This is a genomic window from Leeuwenhoekiella sp. MAR_2009_132 (assembly GCF_000687915.1).
In the GTDB taxonomy this organism is placed as follows: Bacteria; Bacteroidota; Bacteroidia; order Flavobacteriales; family Flavobacteriaceae; genus Leeuwenhoekiella.
Window position 1 is genome coordinate 211,160 of sequence record NZ_JHZY01000002.1, and the last position, 23,117, is coordinate 234,276.

The 23,117-nt window shown below is 35.9% G+C and carries 26 protein-coding genes and 3 tRNA genes; 14 read left to right on the forward strand and 15 right to left on the reverse strand.

Annotation, left to right across the window (positions count from 1 at the left end; translation table 11 throughout):
- Positions 1-6: 6 nt before the first annotated feature.
- From P164_RS00900 to P164_RS00910, 3 genes are all read right to left on the reverse strand, one after another.
- The gene (locus tag P164_RS00900) at positions 7-1,674 is read right to left on the reverse strand and encodes a peptidase domain-containing ABC transporter (protein ID WP_028374606.1); all 1,668 of its coding nucleotides are present in this window, start codon (positions 1,672-1,674) and stop codon (positions 7-9) included.
- 13 nt (positions 1,675-1,687) lie between these two features.
- Positions 1,688-2,362 carry a TetR/AcrR family transcriptional regulator gene (locus P164_RS00905; RefSeq protein WP_028374607.1) on the reverse strand — a complete coding sequence of 225 codons (675 nt, stop codon included), beginning with the start codon at positions 2,360-2,362 and terminating at the stop codon, positions 1,688-1,690.
- A gap of 131 nt (positions 2,363-2,493) precedes the next feature.
- Positions 2,494-3,354, reverse strand: coding sequence for a ChaN family lipoprotein (locus P164_RS00910; RefSeq protein ID WP_028374608.1), 861 nt, complete (start codon positions 3,352-3,354; stop codon positions 2,494-2,496).
- 119 nt (positions 3,355-3,473) lie between these two features.
- Here P164_RS00910 and P164_RS00915 point away from each other — a divergent pair, with 119 nt between their 5' ends.
- Complete coding sequence (locus tag P164_RS00915) at positions 3,474-4,592, forward strand: DEAD/DEAH box helicase (protein ID WP_028374609.1); 1,119 nt, start codon at positions 3,474-3,476, stop codon at positions 4,590-4,592.
- A gap of 2 nt (positions 4,593-4,594) precedes the next feature.
- Here the strand turns inward: P164_RS00915 and P164_RS00920 are convergent, their stop codons facing one another.
- A complete protein-coding gene (locus tag P164_RS00920) occupies positions 4,595-5,011 on the reverse strand; it encodes a hypothetical protein (protein ID WP_028374610.1) in 417 nt (138 codons plus the stop codon).
- 56 nt (positions 5,012-5,067) lie between these two features.
- Positions 5,068-5,367: a thioredoxin gene (trxA, locus tag P164_RS00925; protein ID WP_028374611.1), complete on the reverse strand. Its 300-nt coding sequence runs from the start codon at positions 5,365-5,367 to the stop codon at positions 5,068-5,070.
- Positions 5,368-5,545: 178 nt separating this feature from the next.
- Between trxA and P164_RS00930 the strand changes: the two genes are divergently transcribed.
- The gene (locus P164_RS00930; RefSeq protein ID WP_028374612.1) at positions 5,546-6,193 is read left to right on the forward strand and encodes an SDR family oxidoreductase; all 648 of its coding nucleotides are present in this window, start codon (positions 5,546-5,548) and stop codon (positions 6,191-6,193) included.
- 130 nt (positions 6,194-6,323) lie between these two features.
- Here P164_RS00930 and P164_RS00935 read toward each other — a convergent pair.
- The 3 genes from P164_RS00935 to P164_RS00945 all read right to left on the reverse strand — a co-directional run bounded on the left by P164_RS00935 (position 6,324) and on the right by P164_RS00945 (position 6,692).
- Positions 6,324-6,406, reverse strand: a tRNA-Leu gene (locus tag P164_RS00935).
- 60 nt (positions 6,407-6,466) lie between these two features.
- Positions 6,467-6,539: transfer RNA gene (locus tag P164_RS00940), tRNA-Lys, on the reverse strand.
- Between the two features lie 77 nt (positions 6,540-6,616).
- Positions 6,617-6,692: transfer RNA gene (locus P164_RS00945), tRNA-Lys, on the reverse strand.
- A gap of 121 nt (positions 6,693-6,813) precedes the next feature.
- Here P164_RS00945 and P164_RS00950 point away from each other — a divergent pair.
- Positions 6,814-7,332: a shikimate kinase gene (locus tag P164_RS00950; protein ID WP_028374613.1), complete on the forward strand. Its 519-nt coding sequence runs from the start codon at positions 6,814-6,816 to the stop codon at positions 7,330-7,332.
- On the opposite strand, the gene P164_RS00955 is transcribed toward P164_RS00950, so the two are convergent.
- Genes P164_RS00955 through P164_RS00965 form a run of 3 tightly spaced genes read right to left on the reverse strand, consistent with a single transcriptional unit; the run spans position 7,324 to position 8,805 of the window.
- Positions 7,324-7,827 carry a phosphoribosyltransferase family protein gene (locus P164_RS00955; RefSeq protein WP_028374614.1) on the reverse strand — a complete coding sequence of 168 codons (504 nt, stop codon included), beginning with the start codon at positions 7,825-7,827 and terminating at the stop codon, positions 7,324-7,326. The genes P164_RS00950 and P164_RS00955 overlap by 9 nt on opposite strands.
- A 5-nt stretch (positions 7,828-7,832) precedes the next feature.
- Positions 7,833-8,426, reverse strand: a complete 594-nt coding sequence (locus tag P164_RS00960; RefSeq protein WP_234405801.1) for a methyltransferase domain-containing protein — start codon at positions 8,424-8,426, stop codon at positions 7,833-7,835.
- Complete coding sequence (locus tag P164_RS00965) at positions 8,416-8,805, reverse strand: RNA-binding S4 domain-containing protein (protein ID WP_028374616.1); 390 nt, start codon at positions 8,803-8,805, stop codon at positions 8,416-8,418. Before P164_RS00965 ends, P164_RS00960 begins: the two co-directional genes overlap by 11 nt.
- A 76-nt stretch (positions 8,806-8,881) precedes the next feature.
- Between P164_RS00965 and P164_RS00970 the strand changes: the two genes are divergently transcribed.
- Positions 8,882-9,787, forward strand: coding sequence for an FKBP-type peptidyl-prolyl cis-trans isomerase (locus P164_RS00970; protein ID WP_234405802.1), 906 nt, complete (start codon positions 8,882-8,884; stop codon positions 9,785-9,787).
- A 93-nt stretch (positions 9,788-9,880) separates the two neighbouring features.
- Here the strand turns inward: P164_RS00970 and P164_RS00975 are convergent, their stop codons facing one another.
- The 3 genes from P164_RS00975 to P164_RS00985 all read right to left on the reverse strand — a co-directional run bounded on the left by P164_RS00975 (position 9,881) and on the right by P164_RS00985 (position 12,433).
- Positions 9,881-10,465: an outer membrane beta-barrel protein gene (locus P164_RS00975; protein ID WP_028374618.1), complete on the reverse strand. Its 585-nt coding sequence runs from the start codon at positions 10,463-10,465 to the stop codon at positions 9,881-9,883.
- 123 nt (positions 10,466-10,588) lie between these two features.
- Positions 10,589-11,542 carry a transketolase family protein gene (locus P164_RS00980; protein WP_028374619.1) on the reverse strand — a complete coding sequence of 318 codons (954 nt, stop codon included), beginning with the start codon at positions 11,540-11,542 and terminating at the stop codon, positions 10,589-10,591.
- 45 nt (positions 11,543-11,587) lie between these two features.
- Positions 11,588-12,433, reverse strand: a complete 846-nt coding sequence (locus tag P164_RS00985) for a transketolase (RefSeq protein ID WP_028374620.1) — start codon at positions 12,431-12,433, stop codon at positions 11,588-11,590.
- Between the two features lie 193 nt (positions 12,434-12,626).
- Between P164_RS00985 and tgt the strand changes: the two genes are divergently transcribed.
- The 10 genes from tgt to P164_RS01035 all read left to right on the forward strand — a co-directional run bounded on the left by tgt (position 12,627) and on the right by P164_RS01035 (position 22,049).
- Positions 12,627-13,757 (forward strand): tRNA guanosine(34) transglycosylase Tgt, encoded by a 1,131-nt coding sequence (tgt, locus tag P164_RS00990; protein WP_028374621.1) that lies wholly within the window; start codon positions 12,627-12,629, stop codon positions 13,755-13,757.
- The gene (locus P164_RS00995; protein ID WP_028374622.1) at positions 13,758-14,834 is read left to right on the forward strand and encodes an LptF/LptG family permease; all 1,077 of its coding nucleotides are present in this window, start codon (positions 13,758-13,760) and stop codon (positions 14,832-14,834) included.
- Complete coding sequence (locus tag P164_RS01000) at positions 14,821-15,732, forward strand: DMT family transporter (protein ID WP_028374623.1); 912 nt, start codon at positions 14,821-14,823, stop codon at positions 15,730-15,732. The genes P164_RS00995 and P164_RS01000 overlap by 14 nt, the downstream gene beginning before the upstream one ends.
- 91 nt (positions 15,733-15,823) lie before the next feature.
- On the forward strand, positions 15,824-16,777 hold the full coding sequence (locus tag P164_RS01005) for an acetyl-CoA carboxylase carboxyltransferase subunit alpha (protein WP_028374624.1): 954 nt from the start codon (positions 15,824-15,826) through the stop codon (positions 16,775-16,777).
- Positions 16,778-16,944: 167 nt separating this feature from the next.
- Positions 16,945-18,513, forward strand: a complete 1,569-nt coding sequence (gene dnaB / locus P164_RS01010; RefSeq protein ID WP_028374625.1) for a replicative DNA helicase — start codon at positions 16,945-16,947, stop codon at positions 18,511-18,513.
- 113 nt (positions 18,514-18,626) lie between these two features.
- On the forward strand, positions 18,627-19,232 hold the full coding sequence (locus tag P164_RS01015; RefSeq protein WP_051621108.1) for a hypothetical protein: 606 nt from the start codon (positions 18,627-18,629) through the stop codon (positions 19,230-19,232).
- Between the two features lie 118 nt (positions 19,233-19,350).
- Positions 19,351-20,586: a hypothetical protein gene (locus tag P164_RS01020; RefSeq protein ID WP_035899274.1), complete on the forward strand. Its 1,236-nt coding sequence runs from the start codon at positions 19,351-19,353 to the stop codon at positions 20,584-20,586.
- Positions 20,587-21,123: a DUF922 domain-containing protein gene (locus P164_RS01025; protein ID WP_035899275.1), complete on the forward strand. Its 537-nt coding sequence runs from the start codon at positions 20,587-20,589 to the stop codon at positions 21,121-21,123.
- Between the two features lie 96 nt (positions 21,124-21,219).
- Positions 21,220-21,429, forward strand: coding sequence for a DUF2945 domain-containing protein (locus P164_RS01030; RefSeq protein ID WP_028374629.1), 210 nt, complete (start codon positions 21,220-21,222; stop codon positions 21,427-21,429).
- A gap of 2 nt (positions 21,430-21,431) precedes the next feature.
- Complete coding sequence (locus P164_RS01035; RefSeq protein ID WP_028374630.1) at positions 21,432-22,049, forward strand: L-threonylcarbamoyladenylate synthase; 618 nt, start codon at positions 21,432-21,434, stop codon at positions 22,047-22,049.
- A 177-nt stretch (positions 22,050-22,226) separates the two neighbouring features.
- Here the strand turns inward: P164_RS01035 and P164_RS01040 are convergent, their stop codons facing one another.
- The gene (locus P164_RS01040) at positions 22,227-23,060 is read right to left on the reverse strand and encodes an OmpA family protein (protein ID WP_028374631.1); all 834 of its coding nucleotides are present in this window, start codon (positions 23,058-23,060) and stop codon (positions 22,227-22,229) included.
- Positions 23,061-23,117 lie beyond the last annotated feature (57 nt).

Here is a 23,117-nt window from a genome sequence, read left to right on the forward strand (position 1 = left end):
AGCTATTTAATTTGAAGTTGATATTTTACCGCCATCGAGCCATAATACTCGTTCGCAATAATTTTTCCACATCGCATCTTTGCTGGCAATTATGATTGACCAGGTGTTGGATTTATCAAATAAGAAATTAATTATTCGCTCTTTTTCTTCGGTTGAAAATTTATTGAGAGGTTCTTTAAGTATAAGTATTTTAGGTTTTCGTACGATACTACGGGACAGAACGATCTTATTTGAAATTGTCTCTGAGATGAACTTCCCTTCGGGCTTTAATGGGGTATGTAAGCCTAAAGGTTGATTTTTAACAAACTCTGATAAGCCCATTTTCTCTACAGCCCAGTCAATGTCTTTTTGAGGAATTGATTGATCTCCAAAAGTTAGATTTTCTAATAAGGTACCTTCAAAAGGAGTTTCTTCAGGGAATGATTGTCCTAGTAATGCACGGTAATGATTTAAGCTAATGCCCTGTATAGATTTATTATTTATAAAGAAATCTCCAGATGTAGGTTCAATAAGTCCTGCTATTATTTTAAGTAACGTAGATTTCCCAGAACCATTAGGACCATTTATAAGCAGGTGTTCACCGGGATTAATATCTAGAGTAATTGCATTTAAAATACTTTTATTATCGCGATCATCTACGTAACCTATATTTTTAAGTTCTAGCGTTAAGGAGTCAGCGTCTGTAAATGGCGTAGATAAATTTTGAGATTCTAATTCTTTATCTGATACAGCTCCTACTTTTTCTAAAGCCGTTAATAAATCATAGAAATTCTCAAGTCCCAGAATTAATTTTTCTACTGAATTTATAATGAGCAGGATTATAATTTCTGCTGCTACAAATTGACCTATATTCATTTGCTGGTTAAGTACCAGGATACCGCCTATTAATAAAAGACCCGCTGTAACTAGTACTTTAAAGCCAACCATTTGTATAAACTGAATACGTAAAATTCTAAAGTGACTTTCTCTTGAGTCGATATACTCGCTCACTAATTGGTCATTTTTATTTAAAGCCAAACTAGATTTACCAGAAAGTTTAAAACTTATAAGGGTACGTGCGATTTCCTGTATCCAGTGTACAATTTTGTATTTATACTTAGACTCTGTAAGGCTCGTTTGTAAGCCCGTGCTTCCTGTAAATTTGAAAACCAAATAAATAAGAATTACCAGTAACAACCCGTAAAATATAAAGAAGGGGTGGTAAAACGATAATAGTATTAAACCGAAAATAATTTGCACCATCGCCGCCGGAAAATCAAGAACTAGCTTGTAAAGACCTTTTTGTATGGTAAGTACATCAAAGAAACGGTTTGCAAGTTCTGGTGGGTAATAATCCCGAAGCTCACTCATTTTAATTTTTGGGAATCTGTAGGTAAACTCAAACGAAGCCCTCGTAAATATTTTTTGCTGAATATTTTCTACTATGCGTATTTGCATAAGTTGTAGTGCTCCTACAAAGGCTACTCCCAGCGTTACCAGAACTACCAGCACAATCCATGAGGTGCTAATTTGTGCACCTTGAATTAGGTTTACAATTGCTTGAATTCCTAACGGAAGCGAAAGACTTACAATACCTGCAAAAATCGCATAATACAATATTTGTAAAAAGTCTTTGCGCTCTAGCTTCAATAGCCCTACAAAACGTTGCCAGGGCGTGTATGATTTTTTATCCATAGTTAATAGGGAGTTATGAATTTAATAGTGTTGAGGTAAGATGTATAAAATACTGAGATGGCGATGTGCTGGCATTACAATCTGTTAAAGAAGTAAAATGGTCTATTAAAAAATGCTGATGTAGAGATCCTGCCATTATAGTGCTCGCTAAACTTGCAGGATATGGGTAGTTTGAGTTTACATCACTTATCATCGTTTTTAAACGGCTAGATAAGCGTTTGTAGATTACAAAATAACCTTCTTTATTTTCATTATCAACCTCCTTTGTTAAGTAAGATTTTGAGTACTCGTTTATAACAATTTTGCTTAGAGCAACCTCATTAATATGCGAGAATAATTGATCTTGTTCAACCCTTCGGGTAAGAATCTCTATGGCCTTTGTTAGTTTTTCATTGGCATTTGTGATGTTTACCGTTGCAAATACCAACTGATATTCTTTCCATCCCCAATACCATGAGGTGAGATAAACCAGAAACTTGTGTTTATTTTCAAAATATCTATAAATAGAGCTTTCATTAGATTGAATGCGATCACCTAGTTTTTTAAAGGTAAAATTATCAAAACCTAATTCATCAATAAGTAGAATGCCGTCCTCAATGATGCGTTTACCTAATTTTGAGGACTCTGGGTCCTTTAAATAGATCCCTTCATTAATGGTGATCCTAATATTTTTGAGTAACTCATTCATAAAAAATTATTTTGGTTGCAAATATAATAGTATTACTATCATTTATGAATGTTTCACACTTTTTTAACTCGTTTTTATTTCTGCGAGTTTAAATCTTAGGTGTTTAATTATTTATTTAAACGTTTTAAAGTCTAATACGTGGTGGTCATATCTGCATCAATTACGATAATAAAATCGGCTTGATTGATGTAACTATCTTCTAATGTTTCTAGTTTTTCCTGAGAAACGCTTGTGATTGTCACATATTTATGATCAGGAGCTTCCTGTTTTAGGTACCACAATATGCCTTCGTGATAATCACTATGAAAAGAGCCATTGTAATGTATAAATACGTGATCATTTTCTAGATTTTTTAAGATGAAATGAGCCATTGTAGCATCTTTTATCGCCTGAGCCATCACTAATTGTGGACTACCGTGCTCTCCCATCATTTTTAAAATTTCTTTGTAACGGGGTAAATTAGGCTCAAATAAGATAGGTAAGGGAGCTATAAATTGTTTTTCAGTAGGAGGTAAACTGTCTAAAATTTCAAATCCCTGTTTATATACCCTACTTGCATAGATACGTGGGATATTTGTTGCAATAAATTTTAAATTTTTGGCTTTAGCAAAATCAATAAGCGGCTGGTAATCCGTTTTATGATTAACCCAGAGGCGGGCAGAACTGGTAAACTCTTTAATACTAAGACTATCTTTTAAATAGGCATTGACTGCAGTTTGATTATCTGTTTCAATCATTTCTGCGCCTAATGTGAGGTTTTTTGTTTCGGCTAAATCTTTTGTTACTTCTAATTCTAACCAATGCACGATAGGGTTGTCGTGCATTTCACCAAATAAAATAATGTCTTTTTGATTTTTTAAAGAATCAAGCATCGCTCGATAGGTTACTTTTTTACCTTCAGCATTAAATAATTGATAAGCAGGCTTGTTTTGAGATTGCGCTGTTTTGCAGTTAAGAAGTATTAAAAAGCTATAAATTAGAAGTAAACGCATAGTTGAGTTTTTAGATTTTAAAAATACAAGAATAAAATAGGTGCTAAATATTCTAATCTTAATTTCTTATTACTGTTTTAGTACCTGTGTTGACTATCTTTGCGCTTCAAAATTTTACCATGGCAGACAATTTTAAAGAGCTTGGCCTAAGTGCCGGCTTGATTAAGGGACTTACAGAACTTGGGATAATAAATCCTACACCTATTCAACAAGAAGTCATTCCTATTCTATTACAGGAAAAGACCCATCTTGTGGGACAGGCGCAAACGGGAACCGGTAAAACCGCTGCTTATGGCTTACCTATTTTAGAGCGCATAAATGCTAAGAAAAAAAACATACAGGCTCTAATATTATGCCCTACACGGGAGCTGTGTCAACAAGTGGCAAAGCAATTGTTTAGGTATACAAAATATACAGATAAGATATTCACTGAAGCTATTTACGGAGGTGAAAAAATAGATATTCAAATCAAAAATTTGTTGCGTCCCACACATATCGTAGTAGCTACGCCGGGAAGACTTATAGATTTGCTAAACCGAAAAATAATTGATCTTTCTTACGTGAATACTGTTGTACTTGACGAAGCAGATGAGATGTTGAGTATGGGATTTAAGCAGCAATTAGATGAGATTTTAAATGCTGTAAAAAATGTAGATAATAAATGGTTATTTTCTGCAACGATGCCGCACGGAATTAAGCAGATTGTAAACGAGCACATGTCTGCTGAAGCGCATCGTATTCAAATAAGTAAAGATGTGGTGAATAAGAATATAGACCATAAATTTTTGCAATGCGAAGAAACAGATAAGTTGCCTATACTGCTAGATTTTTTAAAAACAAGAGGCGATGAGCGCGGTATTATTTTTTGTAAAACTAAAGCGGCAGCGACGAAGTTAGCAAAGCAACTCATAGCAAAAAATATAGCTGCAGAAGCCTTGCAGGGTGATATGCTGCAAAAAGAGCGCGATAAAGTAATGCGTGCTTTTAAGAATGAAAGTTTACGTCTTCTGGTTGCTACAGATATAGCAGCACGAGGTCTTGATGTACAGGATTTGACTTTTGTAATTCATTACCAAATGCCAGATCAGGAAGAATACTATACCCATAGAAGTGGTAGAACGGCCAGAGCCGGTAAAGAGGGTCTTTCTCTTGCTTTAGTGACTACTAAAGAGCTGCGTATCTTGCGTAGTTATGAAAAGTCTTTGCAAATAGGCTTTGGAGAAGTTAAAAGTAGATAGTTCTAAACGGGACTGTACCAGAATAAACTCCATATAAATAGGAAGGTCCATAGTACAGTCCTAATCCAATTTAATCTAACCAGACGTTGAGGGGTTTCTTTCGCTGCAGTTTTTGTGGCTATACTGTTATGTAGTGGTACAAATTGAATGAAGGTAGACAGCCACAATGCCATAACCACAAATCCACTGACCAGTGTATAAACTGTAACTGCATTTATAAGTTGTACTGCGGTAACTAATAGTTGGCCTATCATCAATGGCATTACAATATATGATAGTTGGGTAGTGTATTTTTTATGCCAAACAACCAGATCTGTATCAGAATAGTAGCAAAAACCGGGATAAATTACTAATTGCACTAGCCAGATAAGGACAAGCATTCCGGTATCAAGCAATACTCTTATCAAATCTAAAGACATAAACCTGGTTCGTTGTAAGCTCTAAATTTAATAAAAGAGTTGTTGCTAATATGGATTTAGGAATGGTTTTCTATGACCTGTTTTAGATCTGCTCTGGTAAGCACTCCACTTTGTCGCCAAAGTTGTTTACCATTTTTAAAAAGCATTAGGGTGGGAACACCACGCACTTGAAATTTTTGAGCGAGTGCCTGATTTTTATCTACATCAACCTTAATGATTTTTACTTTTTCGCCTAAATCTTTTTTTACATCTTCAAGTATAGGAGCAAGGGTCTGGCAGGGGCCACACCAAGTCGCATAAAAATCAATCAACACCGGTGTTGATGATTCGGTTAAATTGCCAAAGGTTGTTTTCATACCTGCAAAGCTAGGAGTTTCTATTCAATCTCAAAATGCTTTAACTACTTCTTAATACTATCCTAATACCAGCGTTAAAGGGCGTTAAGAAAAATTATGATGCTTAATCTATTAACTAAGTTTGCGGTAAATATTAATATAATTTAAGTCGGTTTTTGACTTTAAAAAAATATAAACTATGAATACGAGTAAAGAGAATATTTTAGTTGCAGGAGCAAACGGTACAACCGGAAAGCAAATTATAAGTTATTTAAAAGAATCTCAATACTACAACCCGGTTGCCATGGTACGTAAAGAAGAGCAACAGGAGCAATTTAAAATACAAAATGTTGATACGGTGCTGGGTGATTTAGAAAAAGATCTTTCACACGTTGTAGAAGGTATTGATAAAGTAATTTTTGCGGCAGGTTCTGGAGGAAGTACAGGTCCCGAAAAAACAACTGCTGTTGATCAGGAAGGAGCAAAAAGTTTAATAGATGTTTCTAAAAAGGCTGGTATTAAAAAGTTTGTAATGTTGAGTTCAATAAATGCAGATAAACCTGAAACAGGAGGAGATTTAGAACATTATCTTGAAGCCAAACAAAATGCAGATAACCACTTAAAAAATAGCGGTTTATTATACAGTATCGTGCGCCCGGGAACTTTAAAAAATGATAAGGGCACTCGAAAAATTACGGCTGCAGAAAAAGTTGACATGGGCAAAATTACTCGTGATGATGTTGCATATACACTAGTCCATGTTTTAAATGACGATATTGCGCAAAATGCAGTTTTTGAAATGATTGAGGGTGATGAGCGTATTGAAGATGCTTTAAAAGCTTTTTAATGAATTCTAAAGAAATGAGTAGATTATTTATAAACTGTGCGTCTACATATTAAAAAAATGATTTCGACAGTAAAATAGTCTATTAAAATTAAAAGCCCCTGTAAATATTATGTTTACAGGGGCTTTTTTGTACCCGGAATGGGACTTGAACCCACACGTACAGAGTACACACGGCCCTCAACCGTGCCTGTCTACCAATTCCAGCATCCGGGTGTTTAAATCAAAATTAGTTTAAAAAATAAAACCAGACCTTAAGATCTGGTTTTATTCTCGTGACTTGGCTGGGGCTCGAACCCAGGACCCTCTCCTTAAAAGGGAGATGCTCTGCCAACTGAGCTACCAAGTCTATTACAACTCAGATTTATTTTAAAATCTTACCGATTTTAAAAAGTAAAACCAGACGTTGAGATCTGGTTTAAAATATGGTGACTTGGCTGGGGCTCGAACCCAGGACCCTCTCCTTAAAAGGGAGATGCTCTGCCAACTGAGCTACCAAGTCTTTCCTTAAATGCGGCTGCAAATATACATCCATTTTTTTAATCTTACCAAGCCTTTTTGTAATAAATTTGAATAAAATAGTAAGTCAGGGCTTAGGCTTCTGAAAATCAGTAATTTTAAGAATGAAAATATATTTAATAGGCTATATGGGTTCCGGTAAATCTACTTTAGGGAAGATTTTAGCTGCCGAAAAAAAGATGAATTTTATAGATTTTGACGACTATGTAGCGCAAAAAGAAGGGAGATCTATTAAGCAAATCTTTGAGGAAAAAGGAGAAATCTATTTTAGAAAGCGAGAATCTCAATATTTAAATGAGCTGCTTATAGGTTTTGACAATACTATAATTAGTCTAGGTGGTGGGACACCGTGTTATGGGGACGCTATAGATCGTATTAAGGCCGCAGAAGGCACTTCGGTTTATATTAATGTAAGTGTAGGGGAATTGACCCAAAGGTTGTGGACGCAGCGGGATCACAGACCTGTTCTTAAACACCAGGAAACTCAAGAAAAGTTAGAAGAGTTTATACGTAAACATTTATTTGAACGTAGTTTTTATTACAATCAAGCCACTATAAAGCTTCTTGTAAATAATCGTTCTATACCTGAGTTGATAGAAGAATTAAAAATGCGTCTATTCTAATATAGCAGAATCTTTGCCAGGTTTAAATCTAACCTTAACTCGCTCTTGTAGTGATGTGCTTAGTGAAATGCCTTTATAATCTGCCTTTACAGGATATTTTTTATGATTTCGGTTTACGAGCACTGCCGTTTTAAATTGCTTGAGCGGGACATCGAGAAAATGTTTAACCCCATAGATTAAAGTTGTACCCGAGTTTAAGACATCGTCAATAAGTACTAAAGATTTATTTTGATATTCGCTTTCTGTAAGTGAGGTTGTAACCGTTCCTTGAGGTGCAGTTTTATTCATAGTAACCTTACAGAGCGTACAGTTGAGGTCAGAAATATCTTCTAAAATAACTTTTAAACGTTCTGCAATTACATAACCGTTTTGCGCAACTCCTGCTAAAATGAGTTCTTTCTCATTTACATTGCTTTCGTAAATCTGATAGGCAATTCTGCGTATTTTATTTTGAATATCTTCATGATTAAGAATTGTTTGTACGGCAGTTTTCATAAGATTTAATTAGCGGGTTGCTGTTTGCTTTCAAATATAAAAAAGAGTTCGTTGCCTTGACGAGGTTTTATAGAATTATAACAAGGCTCTAATTTTTTTATAGTAAACACTTCGGAAAATAACTTTTGATATTCAGACAGACTTCCTCCAAAGGGTGGGCCTTTTTCTGTAAGCGGAAAATTGAAAAGTAATCCCACAATTTTTCCGGAAGGTTTTAATAATTGAGACATATGTCGTGCGTAATCTGATCGTAAATCTGGGTCTAGTGCACAAAAAAAAGTTTGCTCAATAACAAGATCATGGGTTTCAGAATGCTCAAAGAAATCACCTTCTATAAACTGCGAATCTGGTACATCAGGTAAATGAGTCTTTAGGTTTTGTAATGCTGAAGCAGAAAAATCTAACACAGTCACATTGGTAAAGCCTTGTTTATATAAATATATTGCCTCGTGACCAAAGCCAGCTCCCGGAATTAAAATTTTGAGATCTTTTTGTGTTAATTGGTCAAAATATGCAGCTAACGGATCTGAGGCGTACCCTATATCCCAACCGGTATTTTGCTCGACATACCTGCTTTCCCAATAGTTTTTATTCAACATCTTCAAAAAAATCATCTGTATCCTGAAAATCATCGAGATCCCTACGATCTTTCTTAGTAGGTCGCCCTGTTCCGCGTTTGCGGTAATAATCTTTAGAATATTTAAGGAGGTCTAGTTTTTCCAGATTTTCTGCAGGTGTTTTATCTATAACATATAGACCTACAAGTTTAGCGCCCACACGGCTGGGCGGGTGCTCTATGACTTCAAGAACATAGTCAACCTGATTTTTTCTAACCTGTATAGTGTCTGACGGAAAAACCTCTCGTGAAGGTTTAACTGCAACATCATTAATTTTAACCTGTCCTTTTTTGCAGGCATTCGTAGCTATAGAACGTGATTTAAAGTACCGTATACACCACAAATATTTGTCAACTCGCATAATCTATCGCTTTAAAGCTCGTTTTTAATAACACAAAAATAGCGCAAAATTGTATCTTGCGCGACCTAAAAGGAATATGATGAATATGATTAGAAATGTGATTGTGGCTGTTTTAGGCCTTTTTATTTTAGCCTCGTGTAGTAAAGATGATGATTCTGTAGAAATTACTCCACCACGCGATCGGGGGGAAGTAGAGGTAGAAAGTCAGGCAAATTTAAAAGCCTATTTAAATACCCATTTTTATAATTATGAGGAATTTGAAGCTAAAGAAGATGGCTTTAATTATAAAATTGTTTTTGATACGATAAGTGGTGTTAATTCAGACAAAACGCCCTTAATGTCTCAGGTTATTACAGAAAAGTTCACGTATCTGGATACTGAGTATACCCTTTACACTTTAATAGCAAGAGAGGGTGCAGGTATACAGCCTACGTTTGCAGATTCTACCTTTGTCAATTATCAAGGTAATGTCGTGGGTGGAGATAAATTTGATAGCTCAGTAACACCGCTTTGGTTTGATTTAACGCAAGTAGTATTTGGATTTTCTAACGGTTTGAAAAATCTTAAAGCAGGTACTCAGTTTAGCCAAAATGCAGATGGCTCTGTAAGTTTTGGTAATGATTATGGTATAGGTGCTGTTTTTATTCCTAGTGGGTTAGCATATTTCAATGGTTCGGGTACTGGTTATAGCGCATACTCAGATCTTGTTTTTACATTTGACCTTTATCGAGCTGTAGAAGACACAGATGATGATAATGATGGCGTTCCCAATTGGAAAGAAGATATTAATGGAAATAATTTCTTAAACGAGATTGAAGATGATAGTGATGGTGATAATATTCCAGACTATTTAGATACAGATGATGATGGTGATCGTACACTTACGCGTGATGAAATTGTAATTAATGCAGATGGTACAATAACCTATACAGATTCTAATAATGATGGTATTCCAGACTATTTAGATCCTGATGTAAACTAATTTTTTTACTTAACTAGATGCAATAAAAAATCCCCGCCAGACTAGATCTTGCGGGGATTTTTTTATCACTATAATCTTTCGGTTTTACTAACCTTATAGGTTTAGCGATAAACTTAAGATCAATTGGTCTGGTCGTGTATCTATGCGAGATCCATTAGTAATTATTCCGTTAGTGTCTAAAAACTCTGCTTCGTTATCTCCAAAGCCTCGTTCATAACGTAAATCAATTCCTAGTTTACCCAGAGAAACTCCGGCTCCAACATTAAGCCCTACTGTAAAATCATTTTTTACATCTCCTAAAGTAAGGCCATCATAGTCTGTGTCTAGTATATATTGCAATGAAGGTCCTGCAAATACATTAAGTGGACCAAAAACTTCGTAACCTATTAATAAAGGTGCGTCTAATTTTTGCATACTAAAATCTGAATCTTCATAAGTAGAATTAAGCTTAGTATAAACAAGTTCTGGTCTAAAGTAGAGTTTGTCTCCGGTACGTCCAAAAACTCCTACGTGATAGCCTATATCACTACTTGGATTCTCGTATGCATTCTTTGCAGAGTCACTTATGTCCCCCGTTCCGCCATAGTTAAGACCTGCTTTTATACCAAAGCCCGGGTCTGATTGAGCGTGTGCTGCACCGGCAGCTAAAAATAAAATTCCTAAAAATAAATTCTTCATATCGGTTGTATTGTGCTCTTCTTATTTTTCTAGAGCCGTTAAAATTAAGTTTGGTTTATTTAAAAACCTTCTGAATTTTTGGTTGATAGATGTAAACACTTTTAGGAATTATCCTTAAAATGTTTACTTTCTTGTCAGCACCTTATTAACGGCTTCAATAATAGATTTAGTATTTAAACCATATTTTTCCATAAGTTCAGCAGGAGTACCGCTTTCGCCAAAAGTATCGTGAGTTGCCACAAATTCCTGAGGAGCAGGGTCATTAGTAGCAAGTACGCGCGCAACGCTTTCGCCTAAACCACCCAAAAAATTATGCTCTTCACAGGTTACAATACATCTGGTTTTCTTCACAGAATTTAAGATTGCTTCTTCGTCTAGCGGCTTAATGGTGTGAATGTTTATAACTTCAGCGCTAATTCCTTTTTCATTTAATTCTTCAGCAGCTTTAATGGCTTCCCAGACTAAGTGACCGGTAGCAATAATAGTTACATCAGAACCGTCAAGTAAATGCAACGCTTTTCCTATTTCAAATTTCCCATCTTTTTCTGTGAAATTTGCTACGCTAGGACGACCAAAACGTAAATAAACAGGTCCATCGTGATCTGCGATCGCGATAGTGGCTGCTTTGGTTTGATTGTAATCACAAGTATTGATTACGGTCATACCTGGTAACATTTTCATTAATCCTAAATCTTCAAGAATTTGATGCGTAGCACCATCTTCACCTAAGGTAAGACCAGCGTGAGAGGCACATATTTTTACGTTTTTACCAGAGTATGCCACACTTTGACGTATCTGATCGTAAACACGACCTGTAGCAAAGTTTGCAAAAGTAGTAGCATAAGGTATTTTACCACCTATAGTCATACCCGCAGCCATACCTATCATATTAGCTTCAGCGATACCCGTCTGAAAAAAACGTTCGGGGTGATTTTTTTCAAAGTCATTCAGTTTTAAAGAACCGGTAAGGTCTGCACAAAGAGCAACCACATTTTCGTGAGTCTTTCCGAGTTCATCCATACCCGCACCAAAACCTGAACGTGTATCTATATTTCCTGAGTTTATATATTTTTTCATGAATGTATTTTTAAATTGTTAGAAACGTTTGGTGTGTTTTGTAAATTAATAATCACCTAATGTTTCCGAGTTTTGACTTAATGCATTTTCAAGTTGCTCATCACTTGGTGCTTTACCGTGCCATGCGTGAGTACCCATCATAAAATCAACACCATTACCCATTATAGTATGTAATAAAATACAAACAGGTTTTCCTTTTCCTGTTAATGATTTTGCTTTGTTTAAGCCTTCTACTACAGCAGTTATATCGTTTCCTTTTTCAACATCAAGAACTTCCCAGCCAAATGCTTCAAACTTAGCGCGAATACTTCCCATATTTAACACGTGATCTGTACTTCCGTCTATTTGTTGTCCGTTTAAATCTATTGTAGAAATAAGGTTGTCAACTTTATTTGCAGAAGCATACATTATTGCTTCCCAGTTTTGACCTTCTTGCAGTTCACCATCACCGTGTAAAGAATATACTAAGTTAGGATCTCCGTTTAATTTTTTAGTTTGAGCAGCACCTAAGGCTACACTCATTCCCTGACCCAGTGAGCCTGAGGCAATACGAATTCCCGGTAAACCTTCGTGAGTTGTAGGGTGACCCTGAACGCGTGAATTTATTTTTCTGAATGTATTTAATTCTTCTACAGGAAAGTAACCAGATCTAGCCAAAACGCTATAGAAAACTGGTGAGATATGACCGTTAGACAAGAAGAATAAATCCTCATCTTTTCCGTCCATATCAAAACCTTCTTTACGCTTCATTACTTCTTGATATAAGGCGACAAAAAATTCTGCACAACCTAAAGATCCTCCCGGGTGACCAGAGTTCACTCCATGTACTTGCCTTACGATGTCTCTTCTTACCTGAGAAACAAAATCCTCTAATTGTTTTGTGTTTGGCATTTTTATTAAGTTAAAATTGAACTTCAAAAATACCGTTTTTGAATAGGGATTACAATCAATAACCTATATATTACTAAGCTTTTAAGGAAAATTAAGAAGTTTTCATTTTCTACTGCGTAATTAGCATTATGACCCGTTGTCTTTCCCATCTATCTGTTAAATAGTTTTATCTTTGCCCTCTCTAAATTAAGCTATGCAATTTAATCTTCTTAATACTGACGCAGGCAGTCAAGCACGCGCAGGTACCCTTACAACAGATCACGGCACTATTGAAACTCCTATTTTTATGCCGGTAGGCACAGTAGGTACGGTTAAAGGTGTACATCAACGAGAGCTTAGAGAAGATATCAACCCTGATATCATTCTGGGTAACACCTATCATTTATACCTGCGTCCTCAAATAGAGGTTCTCGAGAAGGCCGGTGGTTTACATAAGTTTATGAACTGGGATCGTAATATCTTGACAGATAGTGGCGGTTACCAGGTATATTCTCTTTCTGCAAATCGCAAGATTAAAGAAGAAGGTGTGAAGTTTAAATCACATATAGACGGGTCTATGCACCTGTTTACACCAGAGCGCGTGATGGAAATTCAGCGCAGTATAGGTGCAGATATTATTATGGCATTTGATGAATGTACTCCCTATCCTTGTGATTATAATTATGCAAAACGATCTATGCATATGACGCACCGCTGGTTAGATCGTTGTATTAATCATCTTGATAAGACGCCGGTTAAATACGGTTATGATCAGGCGTTTTTTCCTATTGTACAGGGGAGTACTTATAAAGATTTAAGAAAACAATCTGCGGAATATATAGCAAATGCAGGAGCGGTAGGGAATGCGATAGGCGGACTCTCAGTAGGGGAGCCTGCTGAAGAAATGTATGCAATGACCGAAATTGTTACTGCAATTCTTCCGAAGGAAAAACCGCGATACCTTATGGGTGTAGGTACACCTATAAATATTTTAGAAAATATTGCGTTAGGTATAGATATGTTTGACTGTGTGATGCCAACCCGTAATGGTAGAAATGGTACTTTATTTACGCAACACGGTACCATTAATATTAAGAACAAGAAGTGGGAAGCAGATTTCTCACCATTAGATCCAGATGGGACGACCTGGGTAGATCAAGAATATTCTAAAGCTTATGTACGTCATCTTTTTAGTGTAAATGAGATTCTGGGAAGACAAATAGGAACGATACATAACTTAGGCTTTTATATGTGGCTGGTACGTGAGGCACGTAAACATATTATCGCGGGAGATTTTTATTCCTGGAAAGAAAAAATGGTGAAACAAATGGACAAAAGGTTGTAAATGAAAATCCTAGACTGGTACATTCTTAAGCGTTATCTGGGTACATTTATCATGATGCTTGTTTTGTTTATCCCCATAGGGATAACTGTAAATCTTGCCGAAAAGATAGATAAGATGCTTGCCAATGAAGTGCCTTTTCTGGAAGTGGCATTATATTACCTAAATTTTACAGTGTACTTCGCAAACCTGCTGTTTCCGTTGTTTTTATTTTTATCTGTTATCTGGTTTACTTCAAAGTTAGCAAACAACACCGAAGTAATTGCTTTTTTAAGTTCTGGTGTTTCTTTTTACAGATTCCTTCGTCCGTACCTAATTGGGGCAACTATTGTTTGTGTAGGAGCTTATATTTTAGGTACATATTTAGCACCGGCAGCGAGCAGGGGATTTAATGAGTTTTCATATGAATACTTAAAAAATAACAAAGCAGATCGCGAAACCCGAAATGTATATCGCCAGATAAATGACAATGACTTTATCTACGTGAGCCGTTTTACTCCTTCAAGTAAAATGGGACAGAATTTTACATTAGAACATTTTGAAGACAATACCTTAAAATACAAAATTCAAGCCCGTAGTATTGTTTACAGACCTGAAGATACCTTATATCGCCTTAACGGATACAAAAAACGAATCATAGGTAAAGAAGGTGATATTTTAATAAGCGAGACAAAACTAGATACCCTTTTTGCTTTTGACCTCGAAGATTTGACTCCGTTAGAATATATCGCAGAAACTCTGACAACGCCAAAACTGCGCGAGTTTATAGCTAAAGAAAAAGCAAGAGGATCTTCTGCTATAAACCGGTATGAAGTGACTCTATATAAACGTTTCAGTTTGCCGGTAAGTGCCTATATACTTACGATAATAGCGGTAGCGGTTTCTTCTATGAAACGTAGAGGAGGTATGGGCATCAACCTTGCTTTAGGAATCTCGCTGGCATTTATATTTATATTCTTTGATAAAGTTTTTGGTACGATTTCAGAGCAATCTGATTTTTCTCCTATGGTAGCTGTTTGGTTGCCTAATGTTCTCTTCGGTATTTTAGCCATTTATCTGCTCAATAATGCAAAACGATAGTTTAAAAAGCTACCTCCACTTTCATTTTATTGTATTTATTTGGGGGTTTACAGCAGTTTTAGGTGCGCTTATTACCGTAGATACAGTAGCGCTGGTTTGGTATAGAATGCTTATTGCTTCATTTTTTATTTACCTATACATACGCTACAAAAAAATACCGCTTAAAACAACACGGTCAAATCAGTTAAAGCTTACCGCTGCCGGGATTATCATTGCATTACACTGGCTAACCTTTTTTGGTGCTATAAAGCTTGCCAATGTTTCTATAACCCTAGCAATGATGAGTACAGGTGCTTTTTTTACAAGCATTCTCGAACCTATATTTTATAAGCGGAAAGTGATCTGGTATGAGATAATTTTTGGTCTATTTGTAATTGCGGGTTTGTATCTCATATTTGAAGTAGAAACCCGATATACTGAAGGTATTATTGTAGCTTTAGTTTCGGCTTTACTATCTGCAATTTTCACCTTGATCAATGGCAAATTTGTTCAAAAACACAATCCTGTTGTCATTTCCTTTTATGAGCTTCTAACCGGTACTTTATTTATAACTGTTTTTCTGTTGTTTACCGCACGCTTTGATGCTGAGTTTTTTCAGTTAAAGCAATCAGACTGGTTTTATATTTTAATATTGGCTACCATTTGTACCTCATATGCATTTATAGCAGCCATTAAAGTGATGAAGCATTTAACGCCCTACACGGTAATGCTCACTACAAATATGGAGCCTGTATATGGGATAATATTGGCATTTTTAATTCTGGGAGACGCAGAAGAGATGAATACAGGGTTCTATTATGGTGCACTTTTAATCTTATTAACCGTAATAGGTAATGGTATTTTAAAAATGCAACGTAAACGGCGCAACGCCCGACTTTTAAAAAAACAAGTAGAATAATTAAGATAGCTACACGATTAAAATGGGTTAAGACTTTGGTAAAAGGTTTCTAAAACTGTTATCTTTGTGAGCTAACTAAAATTTTCCCCTAATGGAATATTTAGATTTTGAACAACCTATTAAAGAGCTGGAAGAACAGCTTCAAAAATGTTCTTTAATTGGTGAAGAAAGTGACGTAGATGTCACCAATACCTGCAAACAGATCGAAAAGAAACTTGCAGAGACCAAGAAAGATATTTACAAAAATCTTACAGCATGGCAGCGTGTGCAATTATCACGTCATCCTAACAGGCCCTATACATTAGATTACATTAAAGCACTTTGCGGTGATACTTTTTTAGAGTTGCACGGTGATCGTAATGTAAAAGATGATAAGGCAATGATAGGTGGTCTGGGTAAAATAGGTGATCAGAGCTTTATGCTTATAGGTCAACAAAAAGGTTACAATACCAAGACCAGGCAGTACCGTAATTTTGGTATGGCAAACCCAGAAGGATATCGTAAAGCACTGCGTTTAATGAAGAGTGCAGAGAAATTTGGATTGCCTGTAGTATCATTTATAGATACTCCGGGAGCTTATCCGGGTCTTGAAGCAGAAGAGCGTGGTCAGGGTGAGGCAATCGCACGAAATATTTTGGAGATGATGCGTCTCAAAGTACCCGTTATTGTTATCGTTATTGGTGAAGGAGCTAGTGGTGGTGCATTAGGTATAGGCGTAGGAGACAAAGTAATGATGTTAGAGAACTCCTGGTATTCTGTAATATCGCCAGAAAACTGTTCTTCTATACTCTGGAGAAGCTGGGAGTATAAAGAGATTGCAGCAGAAGCACTAAAACTAACTGCTAACGATGCCAAGCGTCTTAAGGTTATAGATTCTATTATTAAAGAACCTCTAGGTGGTGCACATACACAACGTGAAGAAACATTCGCTACTGTAAAAGATACCATTTTGAGCACCTTTAAGGAATTAAAAAACTTATCAGCATCAGAATTGGTTGAAAAACGAATGGACAAATATTCAAATATGGGTGTGTTTAAAGGTTAACCTTTTAAACATCACTTGCGCGTAATTTCCGGAACCTAAGGTTCCGGATTTTTTTATGCTTATCAACAAAATATTAAAGTTATTCACATGTTATTTGTTAACTTCTAGTGGATAACCGAGGAGTAGAAAATTAAGCTGCCCTTAACACATTCTTTACATTTGCTCTAATGGAACAAGTAAAAACAAAACCCAACTACATCAATCCATCAAAAGAAGTTATTTCGTTGGAGCGAGGTAAAATACCACCACAAGCAATTGATCTAGAGCAAGTTGTGCTTGGGGCTATGATGATTGATAAAAAGGGTGTTGATGAAATAATTGATATATTAACCCCTGAAGTATTTTATAAAGAAGCACATCATCACATTTATGATGCAATACGTGCTCTGTTTGAAAATGGTGAGCCTATAGACTTATTAACCGTTTCTGAGCAGTTAAAAAAAATGGCTAAGCTTGATCAGGCAGGTGGTGATTATTATTTGATTCAATTAACCCAAAAAGTATCCTCTTCAGCCCATATTGAATATCATGCGCGTATTATTTTACAGAAATACATACAGCGAAGTCTTATTAAGATTTCTAACGAAATTATAGAAGAGGCGTATGATGAGACGACAGACGTATTTGATCTTTTAGATACTGCAGAGAGTAAGTTGTATGAGGTAACTCAGGGAAACATTAAGCGTAGTTCAGAAACTGCTCAAAGTTTAGTTATTCAGGCTAAAAAGAAGATTGAAGAAATCTCTAACAAAGAAGGTCTCTCAGGGGTTCCATCTGGTTTTGATCGTTTAGATAAATTAACATCGGGATGGCAGCCTAGTGATTTAATTATTGTTGCTGCTCGTCCGGGTATGGGTAAAACAGCATTAACCTTATCGATGGCGCGTAATATTGCCGTAGGGCAAGGTATTCCTGTAGCATTCTTCTCTCTGGAGATGGCTTCGGTGCAGTTAATTACGCGTTTGATTTCGTCAGAAACAGGGCTTTCGTCAGAAAAACTACGTACGGGTAAATTAGAGAAACACGAGTGGGAGCAACTTAATGTGAAGGTTAAAAGTCTTGAGAAAGCACCTTTGTTTATAGATGATACCCCGTCACTTTCCATTTTCGATTTACGTGCAAAAGCACGTCGTCTTGCTTCACAGCACGGTATTAAAATGATTATTATAGATTATTTGCAGTTAATGACTGCGGGTGGTAGTCAAAAGAACGGAAACAGAGAACAGGAAATCTCGATGATCTCCCGTAACCTAAAAGCACTTGCTAAAGAATTAATGGTTCCTGTTATTGCACTTTCGCAGCTTTCACGTGCAGTAGAAACACGTGGTGGTAGTAAAAGACCTTTGCTTTCCGACCTTAGGGAATCTGGAGCAATTGAGCAGGATGCAGATATTGTTTCGTTTATCTACCGTCCCGAATACTATAAAATTGACGAGTGGGATGATGAAGAGCGTAGCCCAACAGATGGTCAGGCAGAATTTATTATCGCAAAACACCGTAATGGTGGCTTAGAAAATATACGTCTTAAATTTATAGGGCATCTAGGTAAGTTTGATAACCTTGATGATTTTAATACGCCCTATCAATTTGAATCTGCAATGAATCAAAATGCAGCAGCTAATGATGATACTTTTAGACCAGAGTCATTTCCTACGCCTACGCCAGATCAGGCTTTTGGTAGCTCTATGAATGATGGTGGTTTTGATCGGGATGGGGAAGATGAAGTTCCTTTTTAATTAAAATGAACTTATATTATAGTAAAAAAGGAAGCTTAAAGGGCTTCCTTTTTTTTGCTTATAATTGACGCAACTATTTCTTGGGTTTATCATCTATAATACAAAGTAGTGTTATGAAAAAAGGGTTTTTAACTGCACTACTATTTAGCTTTATAGTGGGTTGTTTACAGGCACAATTCATTGAAAAAAATGCATTTTATTTTGAAGCTGGTGCCTCCTTAGGCACTCACTTGGGAGCTTCGGTTAGTTTTAACTATACTTATAACCAAAAATATTCTTTTGCTGCAGGGTGTTCTCAATTGATAAGAGCATCTAAGAATAAGCCAGATGATTATTCTTCAGGTTTATTAGGGATTTTGCTGCTTAATCTGGTTAAGCCCTTAGAAGAAACCACCTTATATGATTTTCAAGCCGGTCAAATTTTAGTTTTAAATAAATCAGGTAACATACGCCTAAATTTTATGGGAGGAATAGGTTTTACCCATATTAAAGATGCTTTTAATTTTGAAGCGGTAGATGATTCTTTTCTCGTTGAGAATTACACCTATAGTAATGAGTCTTCAAACGTTATCAGTTTGTTATTAACCCCACGAATTGAGTTTACTACGCGTTTTTACGGACTTAGTATTTCTCCTCAATTTATCTACAATAAGGAAAACGTTTATTTTGGTTTAGCAATTAATCATATGGTCGGAATTTTACGACCAAAATCAAACTAATTATACTAGGCATATTCTTTGCTACGTTGTATTTTCAGCATTGCTTATGAATATACTTAATTTCAAATTATTTTTTAGATTGAAACCCAATAGCTTCAAATCTTTACTTTTGATTATAATGGCGATTTTGCTGTCTGGTCAGGCTTTTGCTTCTTACATTCTCATCCCAATGGATGCAGAAAGTCAAAAAGAGCATTTAAAAGCTTATGGAATTACCTATTGGTCGCTGGCTCAGCAACAAAATGTAAAATGGCTTCTTAATTATAGAGGTGGGTCGTTTTTGCTTCAGGATTCTGAAAGTTTAAGAAGAGAGTGCAAAATACGTGGTATATCTTACGAAGTGCTTAGCGATGCAAAAACAGAAAGTATTCTCGCAGAAATTGATAGTCCGTCTCAAAATATGGAAGCTGTTGTTCTAGAGAAAGCTCCTAAAATTGCGGTCTATACTCCAGATGGTTCGGTGCCCTGGGATGATGCGGTTACTATGGTTTTAGAATATGCAGAAATACCCTATACTAAAATTTATGACAAAGAAGTTCTGGGAGACGAGTTGGTACTTTACGACTGGTTGCATTTGCATCATGAGGATTTTACAGGACAATACGGTAAATTTTATGGTACCTATAGAGCCACACCCTGGTATATAACCGAAAAGCAAAATGCCGAGGCCTTAGCGACAGAGCTAGGTTTTAATAAAGTTTCTCAAGAGAAGCTTGCTGTTGCAAATAAGATAAGTGATTATGTGATAGGCGGTGGTTTTATGTTTGCGATGTGCAGTGCTACAGATAGTTTTGATATTGCACTTTCTGCAGCTGGTGTAGATATTTGCGAACCTATGTTTGATGGTGATGCTTCTGATGCTAATTATCAGACATTGATAGATTATGAGCGCACGTTTGCTTTTAAAGATTTCACCTTAGAGCGCTCTCCCATTAAATATGAATTTTCGAGTATAGATACCACTCCTGTACGTAATGTAAATCCTGATACCGATTATTTTGGTTTAAAAAGTTTCTCAGCAAAATGGGATCCTGTTCCTACCATGTTATGTCAAAACCATACTGCTTTAGTAAAGGGTTTTATGGGACAAACCACGGCTTTTAATCCTTCAGAGATTAAGGCTACCGTTTTAATTTTAGGAGAAAATAAGGCAAACGGCGAGGCGCGATACATACACGGCATTAAAGGCAAAGGTTTCTTTACATTTTACGGTGGTCACGACCCAGAAGATTACCAGCATAGGGTAGGAGATCCTAAAACCGAATTAGAGTTACACCCTACAAGTCCCGGATATCGTCTAATCTTAAATAATGTCTTATTTCCGGCTGCAAAGAAGAAAAAACAAAAGACCTAAATGCTTCGATTATTTTATTTGATAGTTTGCGCTGGTATATTTATTTCGGTACAAAAGAAAGAATATCGTTTTGCCTGGAATGCAAATAAGCCTCTAGAATGGTCAGATTTTAAAGCTACTCCAGATCGAGGAAGCGCTTACGCTGCAACTGCAAATTCAGGTTTGAGTCATAAATATACCATTAATAGTAAAGGCTATCTGGTTAAAAAAGCTTCTATAATTTCGGCAAATTTTTACCCTAATTTATCATGGTATAAGCCCAAATTGATAGATGAAAATACACTGGCGCACGAGCAAACTCACTTTGATATATCTGAATTGCACGCTCGTTTGCTTAGAAAAGCTATTGCTGAATACCAGTTTACACAAAACTCTAAAGCCGAAATTCAAAAAATTTACAAAGGTATTGAAGCGCAACGTAGAGCTATGCAAATTCGGTTTGATAAAGAGACCAATCACTCTCAAAATAAAGAGGTCGAGCAGCAATGGGAAGCTTTTATAAAGTTCAATCTTCAAAAATTAAATTCTTATAAATAATCAAATCGTATTTAGATTTTTAAGGCCTAACTCGTTAATCTTCTGTTAGAATTGCTCTGTAAAATAACGAGCTCTGTTAACTTTAGAAAAAAAACTATGATACGAGAAGGAAGTGAAGTAAAATGGAAATGGGGTAATGGGACTGCCACAGGTAAGGTTGAAAAAACCTATACTAAAAAGATTACCAGAACTATAGATGGTTCTGAAATTACCCGAGATGGGGAAGAGGGCAACAAAGCGCTTTATATTAAACAGGGCGATGGCTCTGCGGTTCTTAAACTTGAAAGCGAGGTTGAAAAAGCATAATTATGGCAGAATTTATTAAACTATATAACGATAATCCCAGCGAACGCGAAATTAAGCGTATTGTAAAGATTTTAAAAAATGATGGTGTTATCATTTACCCTACAGATACTGTTTATGGTTTAGGCTGTGATATTACGAGTACTAAAGCGTTAACCCGTGTTGCTCAACTACGAGGGATTAAACTTGAAAAGGCAAATTTTTCATTTATATGCGAAGATTTAAGCAATATTTCTGAATATGTAAAGCAGATAGACACACCTACATTTAAGCTGTTAAAGCGTGCTTTGCCTGGTCCTTATACCTTTATATTACCCGGTAACAATAACTTACCTTCAGTATTTAAAAAGAAAAAAACGGTAGGGATAAGAGTTCCTGATAATAATATTGCACGGGCAATTGTAAAAGAACTGGGTAACCCTATTATATCTACATCTATTTATGATGAAGATGAGGTTGTGGAATACACTACAGATCCCGAGCTTATTTTAGAAAAGTGGGATAAGCTTGTAGATGTTGTAATTGACGGTGGTTATGGGGATAATGTACCTTCTACCGTAATAGACCTTACCAGTGGAGAAGCTGTTTTAATACGGGAAGGTAAAGGCTCATTAACTATTTAAATCACTAAAAAATTAGTAGTTCATAATCTGAACTTTATTTAAGTCTGATTCATAACTTAAAAAGTACAGTAATAAAAAAGCTTTCAGTTATTTATTAAGTTTGTGATTTAAAAACTATAAGGCAATAAAAAACCCGGTCAATTGACCGGGTTTTTCGTTTTCTAGAATTAGAAAAACTTATTTTGCTTTTGGCATTCCGTCTTCGATCATTTTGTAGAATTGATCAAGTTTAGGAAGAACTACAATACGAGTTCTACGGTTACGAGCACGACCATCTTCTGTATCGTTGCTTGCAACAGGAACATAATAACTTCTACCTGCAGCTACCATACGCTCTGGTGGTACACCAAATTCTTTTTGTAAAATACGTACTACAGAAGTTGCACGTTTAACACTTAAATCCCAGTTATCTTCAATAACTGCAGTGCTAATAGCTTTGCTGTCTGTATGACCTTCAACCATAAACTCAATTTCTGGTTGGTTTTTTACAACTGTTGCGACTTTACCTAGTACTTGTTTAGCACGGCTAGTTACATCCCAACGTCCACTGTTAAATAATAACTTGTCTGATATAGAAACGTAAACAACACCTTTCTCAACGTTGATCTCGATATCCTCATCATTTAAGTTACCTATAGCACCTTTTAAGCTGGTAACTAAAGCTAGAGTAACAGAATCTTTCTTGTTTAAAGCGTCACGGAAAGTTTTGATCTGTAGATCTTTTTCTTTCATTTGCTCTAAAGACTTCTCTAAGTTTTCTGCTCCTTTAGTAGATAAAGTAGTTAAATTTCCTTGAGTGTCAATTAAACTATTATTTGTTTTTCTTAGATCACCTATTTGTTCGCGTAACGTTTCACTTTGAGCTAAACAAGAGTTCAATTTGACAGTTGCTGAATTTAGCATGTCTTGAGTTTCTTGTTGTTTTGCCTCTAATGCAGCATATTTTTTCTGAGATACGCAAGAGGAAAGTAGTATCAAAGCAGAAGCTGATACAAGCATTAATTTTCTCATAATTTAGTTGTTTTCTATTTAATTTATTGGACCCAAATATACCTAAAATACGATGCA